Genomic DNA, 13,090 nt, shown 5'->3' with positions numbered 1-13,090 from the left:
TATCAGCCACCTCCATTGCTGGATGTGAGGACGCCTTCGCGAGCAGGCTCGCTCCCACAGGGAATGGGGGGTGTGCTTGAGAGCGAATTCCAGGCATAAAAAAAGCACCCCGAAGGGTGCTTTTTTGTGGGCGTTCGCTTAGCGTTTCAGCGAGGCCGGCAGGTGCGGCTGGATCGCCGTCAATACTGCCTTGAAGCACTTGGTGTTGCCTGCAACGACATGGCCTTTCTCAAGGAAGTCGTGGCCACCGGTGAAGTCGCTCACCAAGCCGCCGGCTTCCTGGATCAGCAGGGCGCCTGCCGCCATGTCCCACTCGGACAGGCCCGACTCCCAGAAGGCGTCAAAACGACCGGCGGCCACGTAGGCCAGGTCCAGGCTCGCCGAACCTGCGCGGCGGATGCCGGCGGTCTGGCCTACCAGGGCGCGGAACATGCCCAGGTAGTTGTCGAGGTTGTCCATCTGGTCGTCACGGAACGGGAAGCCGGTACCCAGCAGGGCGCCGTCCAGGCTGGTGCGGCCGCTGACGCGCAGGCGACGACCGTTCAGTTGAGCGCCGCGACCACGGCTGGCGGTGAATTCTTCCTGGCGAACCGGGTCCAGAACAACAGCGTGCTCCAGGCGACCGCGGTATTTGCAGGCGATGCTGACAGCGAAGTGAGGAATGCCGCGCAGGAAGTTGGTGGTGCCGTCCAGCGGATCGATGATCCACAGGTATTCTTCGCCTTCGATCCCGGTGCCGGCGTGCATGCCGGTTTCTTCACCCAGGATCGAGTGATTCGGGTAGGCCTTGCGCAGCGCGTCGATGATTTTCTGTTCGGCGGCGCGATCCACCTCGGATACATAATCCTTGGCGTCTTTTTCGTCGACCTTGATGGTATCCAGGCGCTCGATGGAGCGGAAGATCAATTCACTGGCGCTGCGGGCGGCGCGCAGCGCGATATTCAGCATGGGCTGCATGGATGTGTCACCTAAGGTTGTTAAAGAAAGCCGGGCATTCTATCAGAACTTTTCTACAGGTGAAGGTTGGTGTTCGCTTTCATAGCTTAACGGTAGGATCAACTGTAAGATTCTGCTCCCAAATTTGTGTTCGAGAACGCCTCCCGTGCTGCATAACATTCGTGTCGTCCTGGTCAATACCAGCCACCCCGGCAACATCGGCGGGGCTGCGCGTGCCATGAAGAACATGGGCCTGTCGCGGCTGGTGCTGGTCGAACCGCGGTTGTTCCCGCACCACGAGGCCGATGCTCGTGCTTCCGGCGCCGGGGACATCCTTGAAAACGCACAAGTCGTCGCCACCTTGGAAGATGCCTTGGTCGGCTGCAATCTGGTGCTTGGCACCAGCGCCCGTGACCGTCGCATCCCCTGGCCGTTGCTCGATCCCCGCGAATGCGGTGTGAAGGTGGTCGAGGAAGCGGCATCGGGTGCCGAGATTGCCTTGGTCTTTGGTCGTGAAGATTCCGGCCTGACCAATGAAGAGCTGCAGCGATGTCATTATCACGTGCACATTCCATCAGACCCTGAGTTCAGTTCGCTGAACCTTGGGGCAGCGGTGCAGGTGTTGAGTTATGAAGTGCGCATGTCCTGGCTCGCGGCCCAAGGCCAGCCGAGCAAGGTCGAGAAGGATGAGGTGGCGTCCACCAAAAGTGGTGAGCTGGCGACCATGGATGAGCTGGAGCGATTCTATGAGCACCTGGAGCAAACCCTGGTGGCCATCGAATTCCTCGATCCGGAAAAACCACGGCACTTGATGGCGCGCCTGCGCCGGTTGTACGGTCGCAGCTCGGTCAGCCGGGCGGAAATGAATATATTGCGTGGCATCCTCACGGAAACCCAGAAAGCGGCCCGTGGCGAGCTTCTAAAGCGGAAGGATTAAAAATGTTCGAGCGTTTGCGTGAAGATATCCAGAGTGTTTTCCATCGTGACCCGGCAGCGCGCAACGCCTTTGAAGTCCTGACCTGCTACCCCGGCATGCACGCCATCTGGATCCATCGCCTGTCATCGGCCCTGTGGGGTATGGGCTGGAAGTGGCTGGCGCGGGTTGTCTCTAACTTCGGTCGCTGGCTGACCGGGATCGAGATTCATCCCGGCGCCAAGGTCGGTCGTCGCTTCTTTATTGACCATGGCATGGGCATCGTCATTGGCGAGACCGCCGAGATCGGCAACGATGTCACCCTTTATCAGGGCGTGACGTTGGGTGGCACCAGCTGGAACAAGGGCAAGCGTCACCCGACGCTGGAAGATGGCGTGGTGGTCGGGGCGGGCGCCAAGGTGCTCGGTCCGTTCACGGTGGGCGCGGGTGCCAAGGTCGGTTCCAACGCCGTCGTGACCAAGGCGGTTCCGGCCGGGGCCACGGTGGTCGGGATTCCGGGGCGGATCATCGTCAAGTCTGATGAAGAGCAGGACGCCAAGCGCAAGGCCATGGCCGAGAAGATCGGTTTCGATGCCTACGGTGTTGGCGAAGACATGCCTGACCCGGTGGCGCGGGCTATCAACCAATTGCTCGATCACCTGCAGGCAGTCGATGGCCGTCTGGAGGGGATGTGCGGAGCGTTGAAGGACCTGGGCAGTAATTACTGTGCGAAAGATCTGCCTGAGTTGCGCGAAGAAGACTTTGCCTGTGTGAAGGACAAGGATCAGAGTCAGGCCAGCTAAACCGCGCCGACCCCTTCGCGGGCAAGCCTCGGCGCGACCCCTGTAGGAGCGAGACTTGCCCGCGAAGAACGATAACGCGGTACTGCTGGCTGTACGCGGCCAGCCTTTGCTATGATGCGCGCGCTCTTTTGCGGGTAATCCTGACTAAAGTACTAGGTCTTATAGTTGACTTAAATACTCGGGAATTGCATACTCGCCCCATTCCGAACTCCGTGGTAATTGTCCATGCGACTGACTACAAAAGGCCGATACGCCGTAACCGCCATGCTCGACCTGGCGTTGCACGCGCAGCACGGGCCGGTGTCCCTGGCCGATATCTCCGAGCGCCAAGGCATCTCCCTGTCCTACCTCGAACAGCTTTTCGCCAAATTGCGCCGCAGCAATCTGGTCTCCAGCGTTCGTGGCCCGGGCGGTGGCTACCAACTGTCCCGCGACATGCAGGGCATCCAGGTCGCCCAGGTGATCGATGCGGTGAACGAATCGGTCGATGCAACCAAATGCCAAGGCCAAGGTGATTGCCATCAAGGCGACACCTGCCTGACCCACCACTTGTGGTGCGATCTGAGCCTGCAGATTCACGAATTTCTGAGCGGTATCAGCTTGGCTGACCTTGTAACTCGCCGTGAGGTGCAAGAAGTAGCCCAGCGTCAGGACCAGCGCCGTTGCAACAGCAAGGCGCCACGCCTGGACAAGATTGAAGCGTCCGCCGTCGAATGACAGCCAGAGAGCAAAGCGGTACGCCAGCCAGCCTGATTAGGAGATAGTCCATGAAATTGCCGATTTACCTTGATTACTCTGCGACCACCCCGGTTGATCCGCGTGTTGCGCAAAAGATGAGTGAATGCCTGCTGGTCGACGGAAACTTCGGTAACCCGGCGTCCCGTTCCCACGTGTTCGGCTGGAAAGCTGAAGAGTCCGTCGAAAACGCTCGTCGTCAGGTCGCTGACCTGGTTAACGCCGACCCGCGTGAAATCGTCTGGACCTCCGGTGCCACCGAGTCCGACAACCTGGCAATCAAGGGTGCGGCGCATTTCTATGCGACCAAAGGCAAACACCTGATCACCACCAAGATTGAGCACAAGGCTGTCCTCGACACCATGCGCCAACTGGAGCGTGAAGGTTTCGAAGTGACCTACCTCGAGCCTCAGACTGACGGCCTGGTTACGCCAGCGATGATCGAAGCCGCACTGCGCGACGACACCATCCTGGTCTCGGTCATGCACGTGAACAACGAAATCGGCACCATCAACGACATCGCAGCCATCGGCGAACTGACCCGCTCCAAGGGTATTCTGTTCCACGTCGACGCCGCTCAGTCCACTGGCAAGGTCGAGATTGACTTGCAGAAGCTGAAAGTCGACCTGATGTCGTTCTCTGCCCACAAAACCTACGGCCCTAAAGGCATCGGCGCGCTGTACGTCAGCCGCAAGCCGCGTGTTCGCATCGAAGCGACCATGCACGGCGGCGGTCACGAGCGTGGCATGCGTTCCGGCACCCTGGCGACCCACCAGATCGTCGGCATGGGTGAAGCGTTCCGCGTAGCCAAAGAAGACATGGCGGCCGAGAACATCCGTATCAAAGCCCTGAGCGACCGTTTCTTCAAGCAGGTCGAAGGCCTGGAAGAGCTGTACATCAACGGCAGCATGACCGCCCGCGTACCGCACAACCTGAACCTGAGCTTCAACTACGTTGAAGGCGAGTCGCTGATCATGGCGCTCAAGGATCTGGCGGTTTCGTCCGGTTCGGCCTGCACCTCGGCATCGCTTGAGCCTTCGTATGTACTGCGCGCCCTGGGCCGCAACGACGAACTGGCCCATAGCTCGATCCGTTTCACCTTCGGCCGTTTCACCACCGAAGAAGAAATCGACTACGCCGCGCAGAAAGTCTGCGAGGCCGTTACCAAGCTGCGCACCCTGTCGCCGCTGTGGGACATGTACAAAGACGGTGTCGACATTTCGAAAATCGAGTGGGCGGCACACTGATTTCAAGTCGCCGCAAACCGGCCCTGCAAAACCAAGGTTTTCAGGGCTCAAGAGCGACTCTCTGATGAGTGAGGATTAAGAATCATGGCTTACAGCGAAAAGGTCATCGACCACTACGAAAACCCGCGCAACGTCGGCAAGATGGACGCGGAAGACCCTGATGTCGGCACCGGCATGGTCGGCGCTCCGGCGTGCGGCGATGTAATGCGCCTGCAGATCAAGGTCAACGAGCAAGGCATCATCGAAGACGCCAAGTTCAAGACCTATGGTTGCGGTTCGGCGATCGCCTCCAGCTCCCTGGCGACCGAGTGGATGAAAGGCAAGACTCTGGATGAAGCAGAGACCATCAAGAACACTCAGCTGGCCGAAGAACTGGCACTGCCGCCGGTAAAAATTCACTGCTCCGTACTCGCTGAAGACGCTATCAAAGCGGCCGTTCGCGACTACAAGCAGAAGAAAGGCTTGATCTAAGCATTAAGCGACGAGTAAGGAGTCAACGATGGCTATCAGCATGACAGAAGCGGCTGCTCAACACGTGCGACGCTCCCTTAACGGGCGCGGCAAAGGTGAGGGGATTCGCCTGGGTGTTCGCACCACAGGTTGTTCCGGCCTTGCCTACGTGCTGGAGTTTGTCGACGAGGTGGTTGCAGAGGATCAGGTGTTCGAAAGTCACGGCGAGAAAGTGATCATCGACCCGAAAAGCCTTGCCTACCTGGACGGCACCGAACTCGATTTCGTCAAGGAAGGGTTGAACGAAGGCTTCAAGTTCAACAACCCCAACGTGCGCGGTGAATGTGGCTGCGGCGAAAGCTTCAACATCTGAGGCTGCTCGTGGGTACTCCTTGTCATTTCGCTTTATTTGAACTGCAGCCGAGCTTCCGTCTGGATCTCGATCAGTTGGCCACGCGCTATCGTGAGTTGGCGCGCGGTGTTCATCCGGACCGCTTTGCAGACGCTTCCGAGCGCGAGCAGCGGCTGGCGCTGGAGCAATCCGCGAGCCTCAACGAGGCCTATCAGACGCTCAAAAGTCCCCCAAAGCGCGCGCGATACCTGCTCGCTTTGAATGGAGGCGAGCTGCCGCTGGAGGTCACGGTGCATGATCCGGAATTCCTTCTGCAGCAGATGGAATTGCGTGAAGAGCTCGAAGACCTGCAAGACAGCGCCGACCTGGCGGGTGTTGCAGTGTTCAAGCGTCGCCTGAAGACGGCTCAGGATGAACTGAACGAAAGCTTCGCAGCCTGTTGGGATGATGCAGCGCAACGTGAACAGGCCGAACGCCTGATGCGGCGCATGCAGTTCCTCGACAAGCTCACCTACGAAGTGCGCCAGTTAGAAGAGCGCCTCGACGATTAACCCAGTGCCGCTCCGGTCGCACGCCTGATATACAGATAAGTCCTGATAACGATGGCCCTACTGCAGATCGCCGAACCCGGCCAAAGTCCTCAACCGCACCAGCGTCGTCTGGCTGTGGGGATCGACTTGGGCACTACCAATTCGCTGGTCGCTGCGTTGCGCAGTGGTCTTTCCGAGCCTCTGGCCGACGCCGAAGGGCAGGTCATCCTGCCGTCCGCCGTGCGCTACCACGCCGATCGCGTCGAAGTCGGCGAGTCCGCCAAGCTGGCGGCCGCTACCGATCCTTTGAACACCGTGCTGTCGGTCAAGCGCTTGATGGGTCGTGGTCTGTCCGACGTCAAGCAATTGGGCGACCAACTGCCGTACCGCTTTGTCGGTGGCGAGTCGCACATGCCGTTCATCGACACGATTCAGGGGCCGAAAAGCCCGGTCGAAGTCTCCGCCGATATCCTCAAGGTGCTGCGTCAGCGTGCTGAAGCGGCATTGGGCGGCGAGTTGGTGGGCGCGGTGATCACCGTTCCGGCCTATTTCGATGATGCTCAGCGTCAAGCGACCAAGGATGCGGCCAATCTGGCCGGTCTGAACGTGCTGCGTTTGCTCAATGAACCGACCGCAGCCGCAGTGGCTTACGGTCTGGATCAGCATGCCGAAGGCCTGGTCGCGATTTACGACCTGGGTGGCGGTACGTTTGATATTTCGATCCTGCGCCTGACGGGCGGTGTATTCGAAGTCCTCGCTACCGGTGGCGATAGCGCCTTGGGTGGCGATGACTTTGACCACGCCATCGCTGGCTGGATCATCGAGAGCGCCGGCTTGTCCGCCGACCTCGACCCGGGTGCTCAGCGCCATCTGCTGCAAACCGCTTGTGCGGCCAAAGAAGCCCTGACCAATGCCTCGACGGTTGAAGTCGCTTACGGCGACTGGAAAGCGCAACTGACCCGCGAAGCCTTCGATGCGCTGATCGAGCCAATGGTCGCGCGCAGCCTGAAAGCCTGCCGCCGCGCGGTGCGTGATTCCGGCATCGAGCTGGACGAAGTGCACGCTGTGGTCATGGTCGGCGGCTCGACGCGCGTGCCTCGCGTTCGTGAAGCCGTCGCTGAAGCCTTTGGTCGCCAGCCGCTGACTGAAATCGATCCGGATCAAGTGGTGGCCATTGGGGCTGCGATCCAGGCCGATACGTTGGCTGGCAACAAGCGCGATGGCGGCGAATTGCTCTTGCTCGACGTCATTCCGTTGTCCCTGGGGCTGGAAACCATGGGCGGCCTGATGGAGAAGGTGATCCCACGCAACACCACCATCCCCGTTGCCCGCGCCCAGGACTTCACGACTTACAAAGACGGCCAGTCGGCCATGGCGATTCACGTGCTGCAGGGCGAGCGTGAGCTGATCAGCGACTGCCGTTCCCTGGCGCGCTTCGAATTGCGCGGCATTCCGGCCATGGTCGCCGGTGCTGCGAAAATCCGCGTGACGTTCCAGGTCGATGCCGACGGTCTGCTCAGTGTCTCCGCTCGCGAGTTGGGTTCAGGCGTCGAGGCCAGCATTCAGGTCAAGCCGTCCTACGGTCTGACCGACGGCGAAATCGCCAAAATGCTCAAGGAATCGTTCCAGCACGCCAACGACGACAAGGTCGCCCGTGTGTTGCGTGAGCAGCAGGTCGACGCCCAGCGCCTGATCGAAGCGGTGCAGGCTGCCCTTGATGTCGACGGTGAGCGCTTGCTCGACGCCGAAGAGCGCATGGTCATCGAGTTGCAGATGCAGGAACTGACCGAACTGATGAAAGGTACCGATGGTTTCGCCATCGAGCAGCAGACCAAGCGTCTGTCGCAAGTGACCGACGCTTTTGCTGCCCGCCGCCTGGACTCAACGGTGAAAGCCGCGCTGGCGGGGCGCAACTTGAATGAGATTGAGGAATAACGATGCCGCAGGTCATTTTTCTGCCACACGAGAAGTTTTGCCCGGACGGCATGGTTGTGGAGGCTGAACCCGGCATCTCCATCCTCGAACTGGCTCACGAACACCATATCGAGATGGAAAGCGCTTGCGGCGGCGTCTGCGCCTGCACCACCTGCCATTGCCTGATTCGCGAGGGCTTTGACTCGCTGGAAGAGGCCGATGAGCTGGAAGAAGACTATCTTGATAAGGCTTGGGGGCTGGAGCCCCACTCACGCTTGGCCTGTCAGGCAAAAGTCGGGACTGAAGACCTGACCGTCGAAATTCCGAAGTACTCGCTCAACCATGCGGCCGAAGCGCCGCACTGATTCAAGGAAATGTCATGAGTCTGAAATGGGTTGATGTGCAGGAAATCGCGATCCAGCTGGCTGAATCCCGGCCGGAAGTGGATCCGCGTTATGTGAACTTCGTCGATCTGCACAAATGGGTGCTGGCATTGCCGGAGTTCAGTGATGATCCGACCCGCGGTGGCGAGAAGGTACTTGAAGCCATTCAGGCCGCCTGGATCGAAGAAGCAGACTGAGTCTGCGCCGTATGCAGTTAGGCAATACCAAAGAACCCGCGTATAATTCGCGGGTTTAATTTTTCGCAAATTACCGTTTCTGGAGTTACACCATGGCTGTTCAACGTACTTTCTCCATCATCAAGCCTGACGCTGTTGCAAAAAACGTCATCGGCGAGATCACCACTCGTTTCGAAAAAGCCGGCCTGAAGGTTGTAGCTTCGAAAATGAAGCAACTGTCCAAAGCCGAAGCTGAAGGCTTCTACGCTGAGCACAGCGCTCGTGGTTTCTTCGGCGACCTGGTTGCTTTCATGATCTCCGGTCCAGTTGTCGTTCAGGTTCTGGAAGGCGAAAACGCTATCGCTCTGAACCGTGAGCTGATGGGCGCTACCAACCCTAAAGAAGCTGCTGCCGGCACCATCCGTGCTGACTTCGCTGACTCCATCGATGCCAACGCTGTACACGGTTCGGACTCCGAAGCCGCTGCTGCTCGCGAAATCTCGTACTTCTTCGCAGCTACTGAAGTAACCACTCGCTAAGCATTGGCTTATGAGTGAAGGTGAATCCATGACTACATCGACTGTAAAAACCAACCTGCTGGGTCTGACTCAGCTGGAAATGGAAAAATTCTTCGACTCAATCGGGGAGAAGCGTTTCCGTGCCGGTCAGGTAATGAAATGGATTCACCACCTTGGCGTCGATGATTTCGACGCCATGACGAACGTCAGCAAGGCCTTGCGCGACAAGCTCAAGGCTATTGCCGAAGTTCGCGGTCCTGAAGTCGTCAGTGAGGACATCTCCACCGACGGTACCCGTAAATGGGTAGTGCGCGTGGCGTCCGGCAGCTGCGTCGAGACCGTTTACATTCCCCAGGGCAAGCGCGGCACTTTGTGCGTTTCGTCCCAGGCAGGCTGTGCCCTGGATTGCAGTTTCTGCTCCACCGGCAAGCAAGGTTTCAACAGCAACCTCACCGCCGCTGAAGTCATCGGCCAGGTGTGGATTGCCAATAAATCGTTCGGCAGCATCCCGGCGACCGCCGACCGTGCCATCACCAACGTGGTGATGATGGGCATGGGTGAGCCGCTGCTGAACTTCGACAACGTCGTGGCCGCCATGCATCTGATGATGGATGACCTGGGCTACGGGATCTCCAAGCGCCGCGTGACCCTGTCCACTTCGGGCGTGGTGCCGATGATCGATGAGCTGTCCAAGCACATTGACGTCTCCCTGGCGTTGTCGCTGCACGCACCAAACGACGCATTGCGTAACCAATTGGTGCCGATCAACAAGAAATATCCGCTTAAGATGCTGCTCGAGTCGTGCCAGCGCTACATGTCGTCCCTGGGCGAAAAGCGCGTGCTGACCATCGAGTACACTTTGCTCAAGGACATCAACGACAAGGTTGAACATGCCGTTGAGATGATCGAGTTGCTCAAGAACATCCCGTGCAAGATCAACCTGATTCCGTTTAACCCGTTCCCGCATTCCGGTTACGAGCGCCCGAGCAACAACGCGATTCGCCGTTTCCAGGATCAGCTTCACCATGCCGGCTTCAATGTCACCGTGCGCACCACCCGCGGTGAAGACATCGATGCCGCGTGTGGCCAATTGGTAGGGCAGGTGCTGGATCGCACCCGTCGCAGCGAACGTTATATCGCCGTGCGTGAGTTGAACGCCGAGAACGATATGGCTCAAAACGCTGCGGAATAAATCAAGAGAGGATCTCTATGTCCCTGCGCTTTGCGCTGCTTTTGCTGTTGGCCAGCCTGTGTGCTGGTTGCGTCCTGTCGGGCGATTTCAACCCGATGAAAACCAGCAAAGGTCGCGATGAAGCGCGTGCTGCCTATGTGCAACTGGGCTTGGGGTACTTGCAGCAAGGCATGACCGAACGGGCGAAAGTGCCGTTGAAGAAAGCCTTGGCTCTGGATGACTCGGACCCGGATGCCAATGCGGCGCTTGGGTTGGTGTTTCAGGCTGAAATGGAACCTGAACTGGCAGACCAGCACTTTCGCAAGGCGCTGTCTTCCCGCCCCGACGATGCTCGAATCCTGAACAACTACGGCAGCTTTCTTTTCGAAGAAAAACGTTACAAAGAGGCTTACGAGCGCTTTGAACAGGCCGCCGCCGATACCCTGTATCCTGAGCGTTCGCGGGTGTTCGAGAACCTGGGCATGACCGCTTCGAAGCTGGGTCAGCGTGATCTGGCCCAGCAGCAACTGGAAAAAGCCCTGCGTTTGAACCGCCAACAACCGCGTGCATTGCTGGAAATGGCTGAGTTGTCCTTCGAAGACAGGCATTATGTGCCCGCGCGTGACTATTACGATCGTTTTAGCCTGCTCACCGAGCAAAATGCACGTAGTCTATTGCTCGGCGTTCGGCTGGCAAAAGTGTTTGAAGATCGCGACAAGGCCGCCAGTTTTGGCCTGCAACTAAAACGACTCTATCCCGGTACGCCGGAATATCAGCAATACCTGTCGGAGCAATGATGAAAGCGGCGCATCCCGAAGTTGTAGCAGCGAATCGCGTTAACCCCGGTGAGACTTTGCGCCAGGCCCGCGAAAGCAATGGCTGGTCGCTGGCTGAAGTGGCCCTCAAGCTCAACCTCACCGTTAATTCCTTGAGTAATCTGGAAGCCGGCGCTTTCGACAAGCTGCCGGGGCATACCTTTGCTCGCGGTTATATTCGCGCGTATGCCAAATTGTTGGGCATGGACCAGACCGTTCTGGTCCAGCAGTTCGACCAATCCACCGGCACCGACTCCCAGGGCAGTAACGTCCACAGCCTGGGGCGAATCGAAGAACCGGTTCGGGTTTCCCACACTATTTTGCGCATTGTCAGCCTGCTGTTGCTGATCGCAGTGATTGGCGGTGGTTTTGTCTGGTGGCAGGATCAAACCTCCCAGCGCACCAAGGACCTGATCACCCCGAGCCCGGAACACGTCGAAGTCGAAGGTGCTGATGGCACCACCCAGATCCATCCGCTGGACGAGCCGGAAGACCAGGCCGTCGCGGAAAGTCAGGTTGACGGGGCAACCGCGCTGGCGTTGCCGCAAGCCGAAAACGCCACTGAAGCACCGGCCGGGACTGAAGCCACTGCGCCTGCCGCCGCGCCGACTGCGCCCGTTGTCCCAGCGCCTGCTGCACCGGCGCACAGCAGCGCTCCGGTTGTCGCGACTCCCGTAGCGCCGGCTCCGACGGCTCCTGTTGTATCAACTCCGCCTGCAAGCGCTTCGGTGACGCCGACCATCCCCGCTCCAGCACCGGCAGCTCCGGTTGCCGGCCAAGGTCAGGTTCAACTGCAGTTCACCGCCGATTGCTGGACGCAAGTGACCGATGGCACCGGCAAAGTGCTGTTGAGCGGTCTGAAGCGTAAAGGCGAAAGTGTTTCCGTCAGCGGCAAGCCGCCGTTTGCCGTGCGTCTGGGCTTCGCCCGTGGCGCGCAGGTCAGCTACAACGGGCAGGCGGTTGATGTCGCTCCGTTCACCAGTGGCGAGACTGCTCGCCTGAAGTTGGGTCAATAAGTCATGCACGGCGAATCTCCAATCAAACGTCGCGAATCCCGCAAGATCTGGGTCGGTAACGTGCCCGTCGGCGGCGATGCGCCCATCGCTGTTCAGAGCATGACGAACAGCGACACCAATGACGTGGCCGCCACCGTGGCCCAGATCAATCGTCTGGAAGCCGCTGGCGTCGATATCGTGCGGATTTCCGTGCCGGACATGGACGCCGCCGAAGCCTTCGGCAAGATCAAGCAATTGGTCAAGGTGCCGTTGGTTGCCGACATCCACTTCGACTACAAGATTGCGCTGCGCGTCGCCGAACTGGGCGTTGATTGCCTGCGGATCAACCCGGGCAACATCGGTCGTGAAGACCGCGTGCGCGCGGTGGTCGATGCCGCCCGTGATCGCGGGATCCCGATCCGCATCGGCGTCAACGCCGGTTCCCTGGAAAAAGACCTGCAAAAGAAATACGGCGAGCCGACCCCGGCGGCGCTGGTCGAGTCTGCCCTGCGTCACGTCGAGCACCTTGAACGCCTGAATTTCCAGGACTTCAAGGTCAGCGTGAAGGCCTCCGACGTGTTCATGGCCGTCGCCGCCTACCGCCTGCTGGCCAAGGAAATCGTCCAGCCGCTGCACCTGGGCATCACCGAAGCCGGTGGTTTGCGCTCAGGCACGGTGAAATCCGCCGTGGGCCTCGGTATGCTGCTCGCCGAAGGGATTGGCGATACTATTCGCATCTCGTTGGCGGCCGACCCGGTCGAGGAAGTGAAAGTCGGCTACGACATTCTCAAATCCCTGCACCTGCGTTCCCGTGGCATCAACTTCATCGCCTGCCCGAGCTGCTCGCGGCAGAATTTCGATGTGGTCAAAACCATGAACGAGCTGGAAGGGCGCCTCGAAGATCTGCTGGTGCCGCTGGATGTCGCGGTCATCGGTTGCGTGGTCAACGGGCCGGGTGAAGCCAAGGAAGCCCATATCGGCTTGACCGGCGGCACGCCAAACCTGATTTACATCGACGGCAAGCCGTCGCAGAAACTGACGAATGACAATCTGGTGGATGAGCTTGAACGCTTGATCCGCCAGAAAGCGGCCGAAAAGGTCGAAGCCGACGCGGCAGTCATCGCCCGCGGCTGATCGAACGAATTTAAGGAT

The 13,090-nt window shown here is 59.1% G+C and carries 16 protein-coding genes; 15 read left to right on the top strand and 1 reads right to left on the bottom strand.

Translation table 11 applies throughout. The annotated features are described in order from the left end of the window. Positions 1 to 138 precede the first annotated feature (138 nt). On the bottom strand, positions 139 to 957 hold the full coding sequence (gene suhB / locus FHL16_RS22745) for a type III secretion system regulator SuhB (protein WP_008053258.1): 819 nt from the start codon (positions 955 to 957) through the stop codon (positions 139 to 141). Positions 958 to 1,102: 145 nt separating this feature from the next. Between suhB and trmJ the strand changes: the two genes are divergently transcribed. The 15 genes from trmJ (at position 1,103) to ispG (ending at position 13,072) form a co-directional block, all read left to right on the top strand. After that, positions 1,103 to 1,873: a tRNA (cytosine(32)/uridine(32)-2'-O)-methyltransferase TrmJ gene (gene trmJ, locus FHL16_RS22740; RefSeq protein WP_010457884.1), complete on the top strand. Its 771-nt coding sequence runs from the start codon at positions 1,103 to 1,105 to the stop codon at positions 1,871 to 1,873. A gap of 2 nt (positions 1,874 to 1,875) precedes the next feature. Continuing rightward, positions 1,876 to 2,652, top strand: coding sequence for a serine O-acetyltransferase (cysE, locus tag FHL16_RS22735; RefSeq protein ID WP_010457882.1), 777 nt, complete (start codon positions 1,876 to 1,878; stop codon positions 2,650 to 2,652). A gap of 225 nt (positions 2,653 to 2,877) precedes the next feature. Further along, entirely contained in the window at positions 2,878 to 3,369 is a 492-nt protein-coding gene (gene iscR, locus FHL16_RS22730; protein WP_007903581.1) for a Fe-S cluster assembly transcriptional regulator IscR, read from the top strand. Between the two features lie 50 nt (positions 3,370 to 3,419). Further along, the gene (locus FHL16_RS22725) at positions 3,420 to 4,634 is read left to right on the top strand and encodes an IscS subfamily cysteine desulfurase (RefSeq protein ID WP_010457878.1); all 1,215 of its coding nucleotides are present in this window, start codon (positions 3,420 to 3,422) and stop codon (positions 4,632 to 4,634) included. 84 nt (positions 4,635 to 4,718) lie between these two features. Then, positions 4,719 to 5,105, top strand: a complete 387-nt coding sequence (gene iscU, locus FHL16_RS22720; RefSeq protein ID WP_003443374.1) for a Fe-S cluster assembly scaffold IscU — start codon at positions 4,719 to 4,721, stop codon at positions 5,103 to 5,105. Positions 5,106 to 5,133: 28 nt separating this feature from the next. Continuing rightward, positions 5,134 to 5,457 (top strand): iron-sulfur cluster assembly protein IscA, encoded by a 324-nt coding sequence (gene iscA, locus FHL16_RS22715; protein WP_007903589.1) that lies wholly within the window; start codon positions 5,134 to 5,136, stop codon positions 5,455 to 5,457. An 8-nt stretch (positions 5,458 to 5,465) separates the two neighbouring features. Then, positions 5,466 to 5,987, top strand: a complete 522-nt coding sequence (gene hscB, locus FHL16_RS22710) for a co-chaperone HscB (RefSeq protein ID WP_010457866.1) — start codon at positions 5,466 to 5,468, stop codon at positions 5,985 to 5,987. Positions 5,988 to 6,038: 51 nt separating this feature from the next. After that, positions 6,039 to 7,901, top strand: coding sequence for a Fe-S protein assembly chaperone HscA (gene hscA / locus FHL16_RS22705; protein WP_077749342.1), 1,863 nt, complete (start codon positions 6,039 to 6,041; stop codon positions 7,899 to 7,901). A 2-nt stretch (positions 7,902 to 7,903) separates the two neighbouring features. After that, positions 7,904 to 8,245, top strand: a complete 342-nt coding sequence (fdx, locus tag FHL16_RS22700; protein WP_010457863.1) for an ISC system 2Fe-2S type ferredoxin — start codon at positions 7,904 to 7,906, stop codon at positions 8,243 to 8,245. A gap of 14 nt (positions 8,246 to 8,259) precedes the next feature. Next, positions 8,260 to 8,460 carry a Fe-S cluster assembly protein IscX gene (iscX, locus tag FHL16_RS22695; RefSeq protein WP_077749341.1) on the top strand — a complete coding sequence of 67 codons (201 nt, stop codon included), beginning with the start codon at positions 8,260 to 8,262 and terminating at the stop codon, positions 8,458 to 8,460. 92 nt (positions 8,461 to 8,552) lie between these two features. Next, entirely contained in the window at positions 8,553 to 8,978 is a 426-nt protein-coding gene (gene ndk, locus FHL16_RS22690; protein WP_010457859.1) for a nucleoside-diphosphate kinase, read from the top strand. A 28-nt stretch (positions 8,979 to 9,006) separates the two neighbouring features. Then, positions 9,007 to 10,149, top strand: coding sequence for a 23S rRNA (adenine(2503)-C(2))-methyltransferase RlmN (gene rlmN, locus FHL16_RS22685; RefSeq protein WP_010457857.1), 1,143 nt, complete (start codon positions 9,007 to 9,009; stop codon positions 10,147 to 10,149). A gap of 17 nt (positions 10,150 to 10,166) precedes the next feature. Further along, positions 10,167 to 10,925: a type IV pilus biogenesis/stability protein PilW gene (gene pilW / locus FHL16_RS22680; RefSeq protein ID WP_077749340.1), complete on the top strand. Its 759-nt coding sequence runs from the start codon at positions 10,167 to 10,169 to the stop codon at positions 10,923 to 10,925. Next, on the top strand, positions 10,925 to 11,959 hold the full coding sequence (locus FHL16_RS22675; RefSeq protein WP_077749339.1) for a RodZ domain-containing protein: 1,035 nt from the start codon (positions 10,925 to 10,927) through the stop codon (positions 11,957 to 11,959). The genes pilW and FHL16_RS22675 overlap by 1 nt, the downstream gene beginning before the upstream one ends. 3 nt (positions 11,960 to 11,962) lie before the next feature. After that, positions 11,963 to 13,072, top strand: coding sequence for a flavodoxin-dependent (E)-4-hydroxy-3-methylbut-2-enyl-diphosphate synthase (ispG, locus tag FHL16_RS22670; protein ID WP_010457850.1), 1,110 nt, complete (start codon positions 11,963 to 11,965; stop codon positions 13,070 to 13,072). Positions 13,073 to 13,090 lie beyond the last annotated feature (18 nt).

It is taken from the genome of Pseudomonas sp. FSL W5-0299, from assembly GCF_005930655.1.
Classification (GTDB): Bacteria; Pseudomonadota; Gammaproteobacteria; order Pseudomonadales; family Pseudomonadaceae; genus Aquipseudomonas; species Aquipseudomonas mandelii.
The sequence above is the reverse complement of the archived record's forward strand: the minus strand, read 5'-3'. Positions and strand labels throughout refer to the sequence as shown.